This is a genomic window from Micromonospora rosaria, assembly GCF_001567585.1.
Taxonomy (GTDB): domain Bacteria; phylum Actinomycetota; class Actinomycetes; order Mycobacteriales; family Micromonosporaceae; genus Micromonospora; species Micromonospora rosaria.
The window spans coordinates 1-13,751 of sequence record NZ_LRQV01000159.1; the positions used below are offsets into that span (position 1 = coordinate 1).

The 13,751-nt window shown below is 74.2% G+C and carries 9 protein-coding genes and 2 pseudogenes; 4 read left to right on the forward strand and 7 right to left on the reverse strand.

Going from position 1 to position 13,751, the window contains the following annotated elements; all coding sequences use genetic code 11:
* The first annotated feature begins 725 nt into the window (after positions 1 to 725).
* Positions 726 to 2,828: a HelD family protein gene (locus AWW66_RS27950; RefSeq protein WP_083979065.1), complete on the forward strand. Its 2,103-nt coding sequence runs from the start codon at positions 726 to 728 to the stop codon at positions 2,826 to 2,828.
* A 211-nt stretch (positions 2,829 to 3,039) separates the two neighbouring features.
* On the forward strand, positions 3,040 to 3,810 hold the full coding sequence (locus tag AWW66_RS27955; RefSeq protein ID WP_067372448.1) for a VOC family protein: 771 nt from the start codon (positions 3,040 to 3,042) through the stop codon (positions 3,808 to 3,810).
* Positions 3,811 to 3,906: 96 nt separating this feature from the next.
* Here AWW66_RS27955 and AWW66_RS27960 read toward each other — a convergent pair whose 3' ends face one another.
* The 7 genes and pseudogenes from AWW66_RS27960 to mqnE all read right to left on the reverse strand — a co-directional run bounded on the left by AWW66_RS27960 (position 3,907) and on the right by mqnE (position 10,912).
* Positions 3,907 to 4,662: an ABC transporter ATP-binding protein gene (locus tag AWW66_RS27960; protein WP_396890480.1), complete on the reverse strand. Its 756-nt coding sequence runs from the start codon at positions 4,660 to 4,662 to the stop codon at positions 3,907 to 3,909.
* Positions 4,663 to 4,784: 122 nt separating this feature from the next.
* Positions 4,785 to 5,849, reverse strand: coding sequence for a FecCD family ABC transporter permease (locus AWW66_RS27965; protein WP_067372451.1), 1,065 nt, complete (start codon positions 5,847 to 5,849; stop codon positions 4,785 to 4,787).
* Positions 5,850 to 6,000: 151 nt separating this feature from the next.
* Positions 6,001 to 6,939 (reverse strand): ABC transporter substrate-binding protein, encoded by a 939-nt coding sequence (locus AWW66_RS27970; protein WP_067372428.1) that lies wholly within the window; start codon positions 6,937 to 6,939, stop codon positions 6,001 to 6,003.
* A 373-nt stretch (positions 6,940 to 7,312) separates the two neighbouring features.
* Positions 7,313 to 8,629: pseudogene (locus AWW66_RS27975) on the reverse strand (M14 family metallopeptidase); the annotation flags it as partial.
* Positions 8,630 to 8,794: 165 nt separating this feature from the next.
* On the reverse strand, positions 8,795 to 9,133 hold the full coding sequence (locus tag AWW66_RS27980; protein ID WP_067372433.1) for a DUF4229 domain-containing protein: 339 nt from the start codon (positions 9,131 to 9,133) through the stop codon (positions 8,795 to 8,797).
* 166 nt (positions 9,134 to 9,299) lie between these two features.
* Positions 9,300 to 9,719 (reverse strand): hypothetical protein, encoded by a 420-nt coding sequence (locus tag AWW66_RS27985; protein ID WP_067372436.1) that lies wholly within the window; start codon positions 9,717 to 9,719, stop codon positions 9,300 to 9,302.
* A 23-nt stretch (positions 9,720 to 9,742) separates the two neighbouring features.
* Positions 9,743 to 10,912 (reverse strand): aminofutalosine synthase MqnE, encoded by a 1,170-nt coding sequence (mqnE, locus tag AWW66_RS27990; protein WP_067372439.1) that lies wholly within the window; start codon positions 10,910 to 10,912, stop codon positions 9,743 to 9,745.
* Positions 10,913 to 11,134: 222 nt separating this feature from the next.
* Here mqnE and AWW66_RS27995 point away from each other — a divergent pair, with 222 nt between their 5' ends.
* A complete protein-coding gene (locus AWW66_RS27995; protein ID WP_067372442.1) occupies positions 11,135 to 12,679 on the forward strand; it encodes a C40 family peptidase in 1,545 nt (514 codons plus the stop codon).
* Positions 12,680 to 13,167: 488 nt separating this feature from the next.
* Positions 13,168 to 13,751, forward strand: a pseudogene (locus AWW66_RS34990) (hypothetical protein); the annotation flags it as partial.

The following is a 13,751-nucleotide window of genomic DNA, read 5'->3' on the forward strand; positions in this document are numbered from 1 at the left end:
CGGCTCCAAGGTCTCTCGGAGGCCCACCTCAAGGGCGGCAGCGTTTGGGACATAAGTGGCAAGTTGGCCTGCTTGACGGTCAGGTCTCGGCGAGGAAGGGGCCGTGTCGTCCCCGATGCCGCAGCCGTGCACGAACTGTGGCCGGTAGTGGCCGCCGCGACGGTCCTGGGGCGCCCTGCCGGCGTTCGGTGCCCCTGGTCAGACCTTCTCCGCAAATAGAACCGGGGTGACTCGGACAGCTCCCGTCCACTCCGCACGGCACATGTCCAAGATCTCCAGGACCCGACGACGGCGAACCGCGGCCGGCAGTGGGTACCGGGTCCGACGCCCACACACGCGGACGTCGTACGCTCTCCGCTCTCACCGGGCTGCCGCGCCCTGCCCCGTCTGTGAGGGCAGCTCCACAGGAGGACGAGGGTCACCACACCGACAAGCCCGAGGCGAGGCGCCACCCGCTGATCGTGAACCGGCCCCTGCGTCCCGCTCCGCACAGCCATCTGCTGCAGCCCCGGCGGACATGCCCCGCCCCAGCGGAACTCCGGTACCGGAAATCGGTCGCTGGTGGGGCGCGCTGCGCGTACCATCGACGGCCGCGCGGCAACGCCGCGTCCACCTGCACGGGCACAGCCGGTACCACGTGAGATGGAGCGCCGGGCGGCCACCTCGATCGACGGACCCTCCGGCCGCGGGTCGGGGGGCGTCAGCGTCTGCGAAAGGTCCGCCCGATGGCCCAGTCAGTCGAACCGACCGCCCCGCCCCCACACACCGCCGACCGCCCGGGAAGCAGGCACACCGCCGACCGCCCGGAGAGCGGGCTCGCCACGGCCCTCGCCGCCGAGCAGGCGCACCTGGCGACCTCCCGCGCCGCGCTGGCTCGGATGCGCGAGCGGGCCGAGGCGCTCTTCGCCACCGGCCAGGACGTCGCCGGTGACCCCTACGCGGCGGAGACGCTGGGCCGGACGCTGTCCCGCCGGGTCGCCGAACTGGCCGACCAGCCCGACACCCCGCTCTTCTTCGGTCGGCTCACCTTCGCCGACGCGGAGCACCACGTGGGGCGACGGCACGTCACCGACGACCTCGGCGAGCCGCTGGTGCTGGACTGGCGGGCGCCGCTGTCGCGGCTGTTCTACCGGGCCAGCGCCCGGGACCCGCAGGGGGTGACGGTCCGCCGCCGGTTCGGCTTCGACCGGGGCGAGCTGACCAGCTTCGAGGACGAGCACCTGGGCCGGGGCGAGGAGCTGGGCACGGCCAGCCGGATCCTCACCGGCGAGATCGAACGTCCCCGGGTCGGGCCGATGCGGGACATCGTCGCCACCATCCAGCCCGAGCAGGACGAGCTGGTCCGGGCCGACCTGGAGACCTCGCTCTGCGTGCAGGGCGCGCCGGGCACCGGGAAGACGGCGGTCGGGCTGCACCGGGCCGCGTACCTGCTCTACCTGCACCGGGAGCGGCTGCGCCGGTCGGGGGTGCTGGTGGTCGGGCCGAACCGGGCCTTCCTGGCGTACATCGCCGCCGTGCTGCCCGCCCTCGGCGAGGTCGAGGTCGCCCAGGCCACGGTGGAGGAGCTGGTCGTCCGGGTGCCGGTACGCGCGGTCGACGCCCCGGAGGTGGCCGCGCTCAAGCACGACGCCCGGCTGGCCGAGGTACTCCGCCGGGCGGTCGACGCGCGGGTCACCGGGGCGACCGAGCCGATCGTGGTCTCCGACGGGTCGTTCCGCTGGCGGATCGGGGTGGACCCGCTGCACCGGATCGTCGAGGAGACCCGTCGGGAGGGGCTGCCGTACGCCACCGGGCGGGAGCGGGTCCGGGCCCGGGTGGTCGCGCTGCTCCAGTTGCAGGCCGAGTCCCGGCGGGCGGAGTCACCCGGCGACGCCTGGCTGCGCCGGATGGGCCGGTGCCGACCGGTGACCGACTTCCTGGACGCGACCTGGCCGGCGCTCACCCCGGAGGGGCTGCTGCACCTGCTCTACACCGACCCGCAGGTGCTGGCCACGGCGGCCGACGGGCTGCTCACCCCGGCCGAGCAGGACCTGCTCCGCGCGGGCCGGCTCGGCCGGACGCCAAAGGCGACCCGCTGGACGGCCGCCGACGCGGTCCTCGTCGACGAGGTCGCCGGGCTGCTGGCACGGCCGTCCGGCTTCGGGCACGTGGTGGTCGACGAGGCGCAGGATCTCTCCCCGATGCAGTGCCGGGCCATCGCCCGGCGCAGCGAGCACGGGTCGCTCACCCTCCTCGGCGACCTGGCCCAGGGCACCGCCCCGTGGTCCGCCACCGACTGGCGGGAGTCCCTGACCCACCTGGGTAAGCCGGACGCGGCGGTGGTGCCGCTGACCGTCGGGTTCCGGGTACCCGCCGCCGTGGTCGCGCTGGCGAACCGGCTGCTCCCGGCGCTCGCCGTCGACGTACCGCCGGCCGAGTCGCTGCGCCGCGACGGCGCGCTCGACGTGCGTACCGTGCCGGACCTGGTGGCGGCGACGGTGGCCGAGGTGCGGGCGGCGCTGGCGCACGACGGGTCGGTCGGGGTGATCGCCGCCGACGACGCGGTGGACCGGCTCCGCGCGGCGCTGGCCGCCGCCGGGGTGCAGACCGCGACCCCCGACGACGTCGAGGCCGCGACGCGGGTCACCGTGGTCGGGGCGACCGCCGTCAAGGGCCTGGAGTACGACCAGGTGGTGGCCGTCGAACCGGCCGCGATCGTGGCGGCCGAGCCGCGCGGGCTGCACCGGCTGTACGTGGTGCTGACCCGGGCGGTCAGCCGGCTGACCGTGCTGCACACCGCGCCGCTGCCCGCCCCGCTCGTCGACGCACCGGCCTCCCCGGCCCGCTGAGCCGCCCCGGCCCGCTGACCCGGCCCGCCCCGGGCCGGCCGCCGGGTACGGCGGGACGACGGCGCGACCGGGGCGGCGGTCACCGGGTTGGGCCGGTCGCCGGCCGTACCCGGCCGTTCTGCGCGGTTCGCCTGCGGCGGACCGCGCGGCGATGCCACGATGCCGGCAAGGGGTGGGGCCACCGGGCACCGCCCGCCGGGAGGGGGCCAGCGTGCAGACCGTACCGCCGGGAACCCCCTGCTGGGCGGACCTGGCCACGCCGGACCTGGCGGACGCGAAGCGGTTCTACGCCGCGCTGTTCGACTGGACCGGCCGGGTCGCGCCGCAACCGGAGGCGGGCGGGTACACCACCTTCCTGCGGGAGGGGCTGGCCGCCGCCGGGGCCGGGCCGCCGGCCACCCCGGACCAGGTGCCGATCTGGTCCATCTACGTGGCCACCGACGACGCCGACCTGGTCGCCACCCGGGTCACGGCGGCCGGCGGGCAGGTGGTGGTCCCCCCGCTGGAGATCTTCGACCAGGGTCGGATGGCGGTCTTCGCCGATCCGGCCGGCGCGGCGTTCAGCGTCTGGCAGCCGATGGCGATGCGCGGCGCCGAGGTGTTCAACGTGCCCGGCGCGCTGAGCTGGACCGAGCTGGTCACCCCCGACCCGGAGGGCGCGAAGACCTTCTACGAGCTGGTCTTCGGCTGGCAGCCGGAGGAGCACCCGACGGACCCGACCGACTACACCGGCTGGCGGCTCGGGGACCGGGTGGTCGCCGGGATGATGCCGCCGCTGGGCGACGGGTTCCCGGCCGACCTGCCGGCGTACTGGGCGGTGTACTTCGCGGTGGCCGACGCCGACGACGCCGCGAGGCGCGCCACCGAGCTGGGTGGTGACGTCCTGGTGCCGGCCCGGGACATCCAGACCGGCCGGATCGCCGCCCTCCGCGACCCGCAGGGCGCCCTCTTCTCGGTGGTCGCCCTCCGCGAGCTGGGGTGAAAGGAAGGGCCCCTTCTTAACGCATCCGGTAGAGAAGGGAACCCCTCTCACCTCCGGGCTGTTAATAAGGGGCCCTTCCTTACCCGGAGCCCTTCCTTACCCGTGGCGGCGGCGGACCGGGACCACCAGTGGGCCGTGTTCACCCTGGACGACCCGGACGGTGGCCCGGTAGTGCGCGGCCAGCAACTCCTCGGTGAGCACCGCCCGGGGCGGACCGACGGCGGCCACCCGGCCGGCGGAGAGCAGCACCAGCCGGTCGGCGTACTCCCCGGCGATGGAGAGGTCGTGCATGGTGGCCAGCACGGTCAGCCCGTGCTCCCGGCGGAGCTGGTCGACCAGTTCCAGCACCTCCTGCTGGTGACCGATGTCCAGGGCGCTGGTCGGCTCGTCGAGCAGCAGCAGGGTGGCGCCCTGGGCCAGCGCGCGGGCCAGGAAGACCCGCTGCCGTTCACCGCCGGAGAGGGTGGCCAGCTCCCGGTCGGCGAAGCCGCGCAGGTCCAGCCGGCCCAGCACGTCGTCCACCGCCGCCAGGTCGGCGGCGGTCTCCCGCCCCAGCGGCGGGATGTACGGGGTCCGGCCGAGCAGGACGTAGTCCAGCACCGCCATCCCGGGCGGGACGACCGGGGACTGCGGCACGGTCGCCACCACCCGGGCCCGTTCCCGACGCCGCAGCGCCTCGCTGGGCGTACCGAAGAGGGAGATGGCGCCGGGCGCGGGCAGCAGGCCGCCGACGGCGCGCAGCAGGGTCGACTTGCCGGCGCCGTTCGGGCCGATCACGGTGACCCACTCGCCGGCCGCGACGGTCAGCTCCACTCCGGTCAGCACCGGCACCCCACCCAGGGCGACCTGCAACCGCCGCACCTCGACCGCCGGCGGCGGCCCACCACCAGACGAGGGCGGCACACCGGAAGACGACGGCGGCGCACCGGGAGGCGAGGGCGGCCCGCCGGGGGCGGGGGCGGTGGGGTCGGTGGTCATGCCAGCATCCGGCGGGCGGTGCGCAGCACCAGCACGAAGAACGGGCCGCCGAGCAACGCGGTGACCACTCCGATCGGGACCTCGCCCGGGGCGGCGGCGGTCCGGGCGACCACGTCGGTCAGCGCCAGGAAGGCCCCGCCGAAGAGCAGCGAGAGCGGCAGGATCACCCGGTAGCTCGACCCGGCGAGCAGCCGGACGGTGTGCGGGACGATGATCCCGACGAAGCCGATCAGGCCGGTGGCGGAGACCGCCGCGGCGGTGCCCAGCGAGGCGGCGGCGATGAGCAGGTACCGGGAGCGTTGCGGGTGCAGCCCGAGGCTGCCGGCCTCGTCGTCGCCGAGGGAGAGCACGTCCAGTTCCCGCCGGTGCAGCAGCACCACCACCACGGTCACCACGAAGTACGGCAGGACCAGCCGTACGTCGCCCCAGCCGGCGGTGGCCAGCCGCCCGAGCAGCCAGGAGTACACCTGCTGGATGCTGTCGGCGTTGCGTTGCAGCAGGTACGTCTGGCCGGCGGAGAGGAACGCGGAGACCGCCACCCCGGCCAGGATCAACGTCGCCGGGGACCGCCCGCGCCCCCCGGCGGAGCCGAGCAGGTACGTCATCAGCACCGCGCCGAGCGCGCCCACGAAGGCGGCCAGCGGGACGGTCATCGGCAGCCGGCCGGGCTCACCGCCGGCGCCCAGGGCGATCGCCGCGGTGACCGCCAGCCCGGCCCCGGCCGCCACCCCCAGCAGGTACGGGTCGGCCAGCGGGTTGCGGAACACGCCCTGGTAGCAGCCGCCGGCCAGGGCGAGCAGCCCGCCGACGAGCAGCCCGAGCACCACCCGGGGCAGCCGCAGCTCGGTGACGATGGCGATCTCGCGCTCGGTCAGCCCGCTCTCCAGGCGCACCCCGGGCAGGAGGTTGAGCAGTTCCAGGGCGACGCTGCCCGGCGGGAGGCTGACCGGGCCGAGGGCGACCCCGGCGACGAGCGTGCCGACGACCGCGACGAGGCCGGCGACCAGCCAGCGCGCCCGGAGTCCGGCGGGTGCGGCGGCCGGGCGCGCGGGACGGTCCACCGACGTGACCCGGCCGGACCGGAGCCGGTTCAAGGTCGGTTCGGCCCGGCGTCCCACGGCCACCTCGACGGCGACCGTCCGGACCCGGCGGACGGTGCCCTCCTCCCGGCGGGACGGAGGGCCCCGCCGGGCCGGCCGGACGGTGTCAGGATCACGCCGGGACCTTGGCGACCGCGTCGACGATCGCCCGCAGCAGCTCCACCACGCGCGGGCCCCAGCGCGAGGCGATGTCGTCGTCGAGCGCCACGACCTGGTTGTTCTTCACGGCCGAGAGGCTGGACCAGCCGCTGCGCGCCGCGACCGTCTGTGCCGACTGCTGACAGCACTTGGTGTCGGCGAGGAAGATGAAGTCCGGGTCGGCCTTGACGATCATCTCCTGGGAGAGCTGCGGGTAGCCGCCCTTGTTGCCGTCCGGGTCCGCCGGGTCGGCGATGTTCTCCAGTCCGAGCTGGGTGTAGAGCGAGCCGATGTAGGTCCTGCTGGTCACGCTGTACAGCTCCGGCCCCAGCTCGTGGTAGTAGGTGAGCTTCCCGGCCCGCTGCGGCAGGTCCTTGAGCAGGGCGGCGATCTCGTCCTGCATCCGCTTGGTGACCTCGGCGGCGGCCTCGGTGTGACCGGTGAGCCGGCCCAGGTCGGTGATCTGCTGGTACGTGTCGTCGAGGGTGGTCGCCGCCGGGGTCATAAAGACCGGGACCTTCAGCCGGGTGAGCTGGTCCACGATCTTGTTCATGTCGTTGGAGAGGACCACCAGGTCGGGGTTCTTCGCGACGATCGCCTCGGCGTTCGGCTGGAACCCGGACAGGTCGGTCTTCGGCGCCTCCGGCGGGTGGTTCGACTGCTCGTCGACGGCGGTGACCTGGGCGCCCGCGCCGATCGCGAAGAGCATCTCGGTCGCGGTGGCGGCGAGCGAGACGATCCGCTCGGGCCGCTGCTCCAGGGTGAGGTCGCCGACCGTGACCGGGTAGGCGGCGGCACCGCCGGGGCTCGCGCCGCCCGCCGGCTCCTCGGCGGTGTCCTGCGCGCAGGCGCCGAGGGCGAGCGCGGCGACCGCGATCACCGCGGTGAACAACCGGGGGGTACGTCTGGACATCCGATGCCTCCTGTCGGTCGAGGAGTGGTGGTGCTTCGCCGACAGGGAGGGGGCCCGCCCGTCCACGAGGCGCCCTTCCTCGAGAGCGCGGTTCGCGACCGCGCCGCAGGCGACCTGGCTCGTCCCCGGGGCGCGGGGCGGACGGGGGTGTCCGCGGGGCGGCGGGGCATCGCAGTTGCGGGACAGCGCCGGTTTCGCACCGGCTTCGCTGCGCACGATCGGTAGCACGGTAGCGCACCCGGTACCGAGATCGTCACCGCAGGTTCCGGCGGGTGACCTGAGCTGCGCCGGGCGTGGGGCGGTGGGGGTCCCGCCGGCACGGGACCCCCACCGGTGTCGGGTCACGGCGTCCGGCCGGACGCCGCCACGGTCAGCAGTACTGCGCCTGCTTGCCGATGACCCGGTACGCGCAGTCGGCGTACTCGCTGATCAGCAGCACCGCCTCCCGGTTGCGGGAGGTCTGCGCCGGGATCACCTCGTCGGGCGGGTAGAAGCCGCCGCCGGAGGCCGAGCCGGGGTACATCTCGAAGGTGTACGCCCAGATCCCGTGCTGCCCCCACATCCAGTCGATGCTGTCGCCGTCGGTGATGTAGAGGTCGCTGGACTGCTGCGGGGTGTAGCCGTTGGTGGCGGCCATCTGCTGGCCCAGCGTGGCGAAGGTGTTGTACTGGTCGGCCGTCATCCCGGTGGTGGTGTTGCTGTACGTGTAGCCGAACGGCCAGAGCACGAGCTGGGAGTAGGTGTGGAAGTCGATGTTCGCCTTGATCTGCTGCACCCCGCCGACGACCCGGCTGTTGACGAAGGTCCGCAGCGCGGCGGTCTCCGGCGCGGAGAAGGCGGACGGGCCCCGGTACGTGTCCGAGGAGGGCGAGCCCGACGAGCCGCCGCAGCAGCCCCAGCGGTACGACCAGTTGCGGTTCAGGTCGGTGCCGACGAAGGACGAGCCGCTGTTCGGCTGCCGGTTCTTCCGCCAGGAGCGGTACGAGCCGGTGGCGATGTCGTACTCGCTGCCGTCCGGGTTGACCGTCGGCACGATCCAGATCTCCCGGGTGTTGACGATGTTGGTCACCCGGGAGTCGGTGCCGTACGAGTCGGTGAAGAGGTTCAGCAGGTAGATCGCCATCTCGACGGTGAGGTGCTCGCGGGCGTGCTGCTGGGAGTTGAACAGGATCTCCGGCTCGTTCTCGTCGGTGCCGACGTTGTCGGAGATCTTCACCGCCATCAGGTCACGGCCCTCGTACGACCGGCCGATGCTGATCTTGCGGGCGATGCTCGGATGGTCCGCGACGACCTTGTTCACCACGGCGGTCAGTTCCGCGTAGTCGTGGTAGTTGCTGTCGGCCGGCGGGAAACCCATGATGCTGACGTCGTCCGTGCCGTGGTCGTGGCCGGGCGCGGCGGGGGCCTCCTCCAGCCGGAAGCCGAGCCGGGTGATCGCGGCGGCTTCGGCCCGGGTGGCGGAGACGTGCAGCACCCCGTGCTCGACGTAGTCGATCGCCGCGCCGGTGCCGGCCACGGCGGTGCGGTCGGCGACCGTACGCGGACCGAGCACCCGGTACTGGACCGTGGCCGACCCGGCGTCCCGGTCCGGGGCGGGGCGGGCGGAGACCGGCGCGGTCAGGGTGGTCACCAGGGCCAGCCCGGTGACCACGGCCAGCGTCAGCCGGCGACGGAGGGGGATACGGATCATGCGAGCCTCCTCGGGCGCCGGGTGCCGCGGTGTGCGGCAGCCTCCGGCATCCACTCACATGGTCATATCAATATCTGTCACTGGAGCAATCATCCCGACCGCATCCTCATTCCGGCAACAACCTTCGCCGCGAGGGGTCGGGCACGAAACTAAGTGACGAAACGGCTACCCTCGGTCAGCAGTACCGTCGCCGCTGCCGGGCTTGCCGGCCGCGTCGGCACCGGCACGCCCGCCGGCCGCGCCACCACCGGCGCCGGCCTCGTCGTCACCGGCCAGGGCGGAGCGGAGCCGCTCCTTCTCACTCCGGCGGCGCTCCGCCGCGCTGGCCATCTCCTCGGCCATCTCGTCCCGCCAGCCCCGCAGCAGGAAGAAGGAGAGCGCGGCCGAGAAGAGCAGCGCCAGCAGCAACCTCAGGAACAGGCTCATCTCGACGAACCAGAGCGCCGCGAGCACCACGACGAACAGCCCGATCCGGCCCAGCGTGTACTTCGCCGCCGCGCTCACGTTGCCACTCCTTCGTCACGCCGCCGGGCCCACGCCCGACGCCACCTCCACCGCCCGGCCCACGCCCGGCGCAACCTCCACGGCACCCGGCGCAACCTCCACGCGCCGCCGGGCGCAGGCCCGGCGCGCCCTTGACGCGCCGCCGGGCCCACGCCCGGCGCGACGGTCAGCCGGTCCGGTTGGCCAACCAGCGCACGCCCGGGAACCAGACCAGGGCGAACACCACGGTCCAGGCCGCCGCCCCCAGCGCGCCGGAGGCCAGCGGCGGGAGGCCGGCGGAGAGCCCGGCCACCAGCAACCCGCTGACCACGGCGGTCGCCACGGCCACCAGCGCCGCGGTCACCCGGGCCGCGCCGAACTCCCAGGCCCGGAAGTCGTCCCAGAACAACCAGGCCGGCAGGATGACCGCCAGCCAGCCGTTGGCCCGGCCGAACTCCGCCGCGCCGATGCTGGCGAAGACGGCGTCGAACAGGACCAGCGCCAGCACGCCGATCACCACGCCGGCGAGACTCACCCCGAGCAGGTCGCCCAGGGTGAGGATGCGCCCCTGGTCGTCCCGTCGGGGAAACCCGCTCCGCTCACTCATGCCGGGTTCAGGGTACGCCGCCGTCAGGCCCAGACCTGCTGCGGCTCGGCCCGCCGCTGCGCGAGCGAGGGGGCGGGGTCGTACTCCCGGACCACCTCGTAGCGGGTGTTGCGCTCCACCGGCTGGAAACCGGCGTCCCAGATCAGGTGCAGCAGGTCGTCCCGGTGCATCGTGTTCGGGGTGCCGTACGAGTCGGCGTCGTGGGTGATCTTGTATTCCACCACCGAGCCGTCCAGGTCGTCGACGCCGAAGTTCAGCGACATCTGGGCCACCGACAGCCCGTGCATCACCCAGAAGCACTTCACGTGCGGCACGTTGTCGAAGAGCAGCCGGGAGACGGCGAAGGTCTTCAGCGACTCGGCCGGCGCCGCCATCGTGGTCCGGGCCTGGATCCGGTTACGGATCTTGCCGTCCGCCGAGTCGACGAAGTCGTGCTGGTAGCGCAGCGGGATGAAGACCACGAAACCGCCGGTCTCGTCCTGGAGCTCGCGCAGTCGCAGCACGTGGTCGACCCGGTGCCGGGGCTCCTCGATGTGGCCGTAGAGCATCGTCGACGGGGTCTTCATGCCCTTGCTGTGCGCCAGCCGGTGGATCCGTGACCAGTCCTCCCAGTGGCAGGCGTGGTCCACGATGTGCTGGCGGACCTCCCAGTCGAAGATCTCCGCGCCGCCACCGGTCAGCGACTCCAGGCCGGCGTCCATCAGCTCGTCGAGGATCTCGTCGGCGGTCAGCCCGCTGATCTTCTCGAACCACTGCACCTCGGTCGCGGTGAACGCCTTCAGCTTGACCTTCGGCAGGGCGGCCTTCAGCTCGCGCAGCACCTTCGGGTAGTACCGCCAGGGCAGGGTCGGGTGCAGGCCGTTGACGATGTGCAGCTCGGTGAGCTGCTCGTCCTCCATCTCCTTGGCCTTGCGGACCGCCTCGTCGATACGCATCGTGTACGCGTCCTTCTCGCCCGGCTTGCGCTGGAACGAGCAGTACGCGCAGGAGGCGGAGCAGACGTTGGTCAGGTTCAGGTGCCGGTTCACGTTGAACATGACCCGGTCGCCGTTGCGCTCGGTACGCCGGTGCTGCGCCAGCCGCCCGAGCCAGGCGAGGTCGTCGCTGTCGTAGAGGGCGACACCGTCCTCCCGGCTCAGCCGCTCCCCGGCGTACACCTTCGCTTCCAGCTCACGCTTGAGTCCGGCGTCCATCGCAAGCCACGTCCTTCCACCTGGGTACCGGTCGAGCCTACGTCGACCGGCCGAACACGTCTCGGCACGGTCGGGCACATCACCGGTTCTCAGGTTCCTGTAACCCGCTCGCATATCGACATCGCCGGTCCGGTGCGGTAGGACAGGTTGGGGGACGACACAACACCGGCGACGTCCCCAGCCGTCGCGTCACCATGCGCGACCAGCGGGACGAGGAGCAGGATGGTCGACAGCGGGCACGGGCGGCGACGGACACGACGGCGCCCGGTGGTCTCCCCGGTACTCCGACCGAGGCTCTGGGCCGCGCTCCTCGGCGCGGTCGCCACGGCGGTGCTGACCGCCCCGGCCTACGCGGACCCCTCGCTGCCCGCCACCGTGCCCGACAGCGGGTCGCGGCCGGTCGTCACCGGTGGCCTGCACCTGCCGGGCGGGTTGACCGCGCCAGGGGTGCCGACCCTGCCGGGGACGCCGACCACGGTCCCGCCCGCCAACCTGACCTCCGGCCCGCTGGCAGCCCAGATCACCGCCGCGCAGACCCAGCTCGGCCTGCTCGGTGACCAGCTACTCGGCCTGGAACAGCAGCGCACCGAGGCCGAGGCGCAGCTCGCCACCGCCAAGCAGAACCGGGAACTCGCCCAGCAGGCGCTCACCCAGGCCCAGCAGAAGGCCGACCAGGCCGCGGCGGACACCCTCAAGGCCGCCGCCGCGCTGCCCGCCGGCGAGTTCGGCCAGGACCTGCACCACCTCAGCCAGCTCCAGCGGATCTCCCGGGGTGACAAGGCACCCGGCGCCACCACCAGCACCGGCGGTGAGCTGACCCGGGCGCGCGCCGGTGACCAGGCGACCGCGCAGGCGTTGGTCGCGGCCGAGTCGCGGGCCCAGGGCATCCGCGAGCAGTACGCCGCCATCGACAAGGAGCGGCGCACCCAGGAGACGAAGCTCCTCCAGCTCCGCAAGGACAACGCCACGCAGCTCGTCGAGCTGGAACGGCAGCAGGACGCCGCCGAGCAGCAGCTCGGCTCGGAGTACGTCAACGGCGGCAGCGCAGCCGGGATGACCGCCCACCCGCGCGCCATGGCCGCCGTCCGGTACGCCCTGGCGCAGCGCGGCGACCCGTACGTCTGGGCGGCCGAGGGGCCGGACGCCTTCGACTGCTCCGGCCTGGTCTGGGCCGCGTACCGGTCGAAGGGCGCCGACTACTTCGACCTGCCCCGGGTCTCCCGGGACCAGTACTACGCCACCCGCTCCCGTACCGTCGCGCGCACCGCCCTGCTCCCCGGCGATCTGGTCTTCTTCGCCTCGGGCAGCAGTTGGCGGACGATCCACCACATGGGCATGTACATCGGTGACGGGAAGATGGTCCACGCGCCCACCACCGGCGACGTGGTGAAGATCTCCCCGGTGCGGTGGTCGCGGCTGTTCGCGGCGACCCGCGTCATCGGCGCGGTGCCGGCCGCCGACCGGCCGGACACCACCCCGCCGACGCCGAAGCCGACCCCCAAGCCGACGCCGAAGCCCACCCCGAAGCCGTCCACGTCGCCGAAGCCGATCCCCACCCCGAAGCCGACGAGCCCGAGCCCCACGCCGAAGCCCACCAGCCCGAGCCCGACCCCGAAGCCGACGAGCCCCAGCCCGACGCCGAAGCCCAGCGAGTCGACCAGCCCGTCGCCGTCGCCGACGGTCACGCCGAGCACGTCGGTCGAGGCCTCGCCCTCGGATCCGGCCAGCGAGGCGGCCTCGCCGGAGCCGAGCACCAGCGGCGACTGAGCGCCGGCCGAGCCGACCGGGCACCGACCCGCCCCGACCGAGCCCAGCCCGCGCACCGGCCGTGAGAGTGGCCCGGCCGGGAGACTGGCCCGGCCGGTCGGACGCAACGGTCCACTCCGGCTGTGCTGTCGGGCGGGAGTATGGCACCGTGACACCCAGGCACTCCCGGCTCCGCTGTCCAGGAGCCGGGTGCGGGATCGGTGCGGAGGACGAGCATGGGCGAGCAGCAGGTTCCGGTGGAGACGGCCGACCCCGGATCCGCGCCCGAACCGGCCGACCGGGCCGGCGGAGTGGCACCGACCGGGCGCGCGTCCGTGCCGGCACCCGCCCTGGTGACCGGGGTCGCGTCCGACCGGCCCGTCGATTCGTCCGGTGACCCCCCGGCCGCCGCCGGCACCGCTGCGAAGGCCGGGGCCGGCCCGGAGGGCGGCAGCCTCCCGAGTGCCGGCGTCGCCTCTCGCGGTACGGCCCGCGCCCGGGTCAGTGTCGTGAATCGGACAGGCCCCGCACCGGACTCCCCCACCGCCCACCCGGCTGGCGGGACCACGTACCGGGCGACGGCGTCCGCCCCGGACTCCCGTGCCACGGCCCCGGCGGGCGGTGCCGCCACCCCCGCCGGCACGGCCGAGGCCACCGATGCGGCCGACCATCCCGCCGGACCGACCCCACCGGCCGGCACCGGACCGGCCCGCGCCACCGCGTCCGCCGCCGTACCCGGCCAGCGGATCGGGCGGCCCGAGGGCGGCGCGGCCCGCGCCAGCGCCTCGGTACCCGGCGCGCAGCGGGTCTCGGCCACCGAGGCGGCGGCCGGCACCCCGGTCAGCGGCGCCAAGGTGTACCGGTCGGCCCCGGTCGACCCGGAGCCGGCCCCGCCGACCCCCGCACCCGCCCCGGCTCCGACCCCCGAACCAGCCCCGACGCCGGAGCCGACGCCGGCACCCGGGCCGGTCCCGACCCCCGAGCCGGTGGAACCGCCGACGCCCGGCAGGCCGGCACCAGCCCCGACGCCCGTCCCGAGCCCCGTTCCGCCGGCCCCCACCCCTCCGGTGCCCCCGCCGCCGGCACCGACCCC

Excerpts from the sequence above, each read along its gene's own strand:
- mqnE (WP_067372439.1), bottom strand. The coding sequence starts at position 10,912 with ATGGACGCCGGACTCAAGCGTGAGCTGGAAGCGAAGGTGTACGCCGGG.
- AWW66_RS27950 (WP_083979065.1), top strand. The coding sequence starts at position 726 with ATGGCCCAGTCAGTCGAACCGACCGCCCCGCCCCCACACACCGCCGAC.
- AWW66_RS27995 (WP_067372442.1), top strand. The coding sequence starts at position 11,135 with ATGGTCGACAGCGGGCACGGGCGGCGACGGACACGACGGCGCCCGGTG.
- AWW66_RS27970 (WP_067372428.1), bottom strand. The coding sequence starts at position 6,939 with ATGTCCAGACGTACCCCCCGGTTGTTCACCGCGGTGATCGCGGTCGCC.
- AWW66_RS27985 (WP_067372436.1), bottom strand. The coding sequence starts at position 9,719 with ATGAGTGAGCGGAGCGGGTTTCCCCGACGGGACGACCAGGGGCGCATC.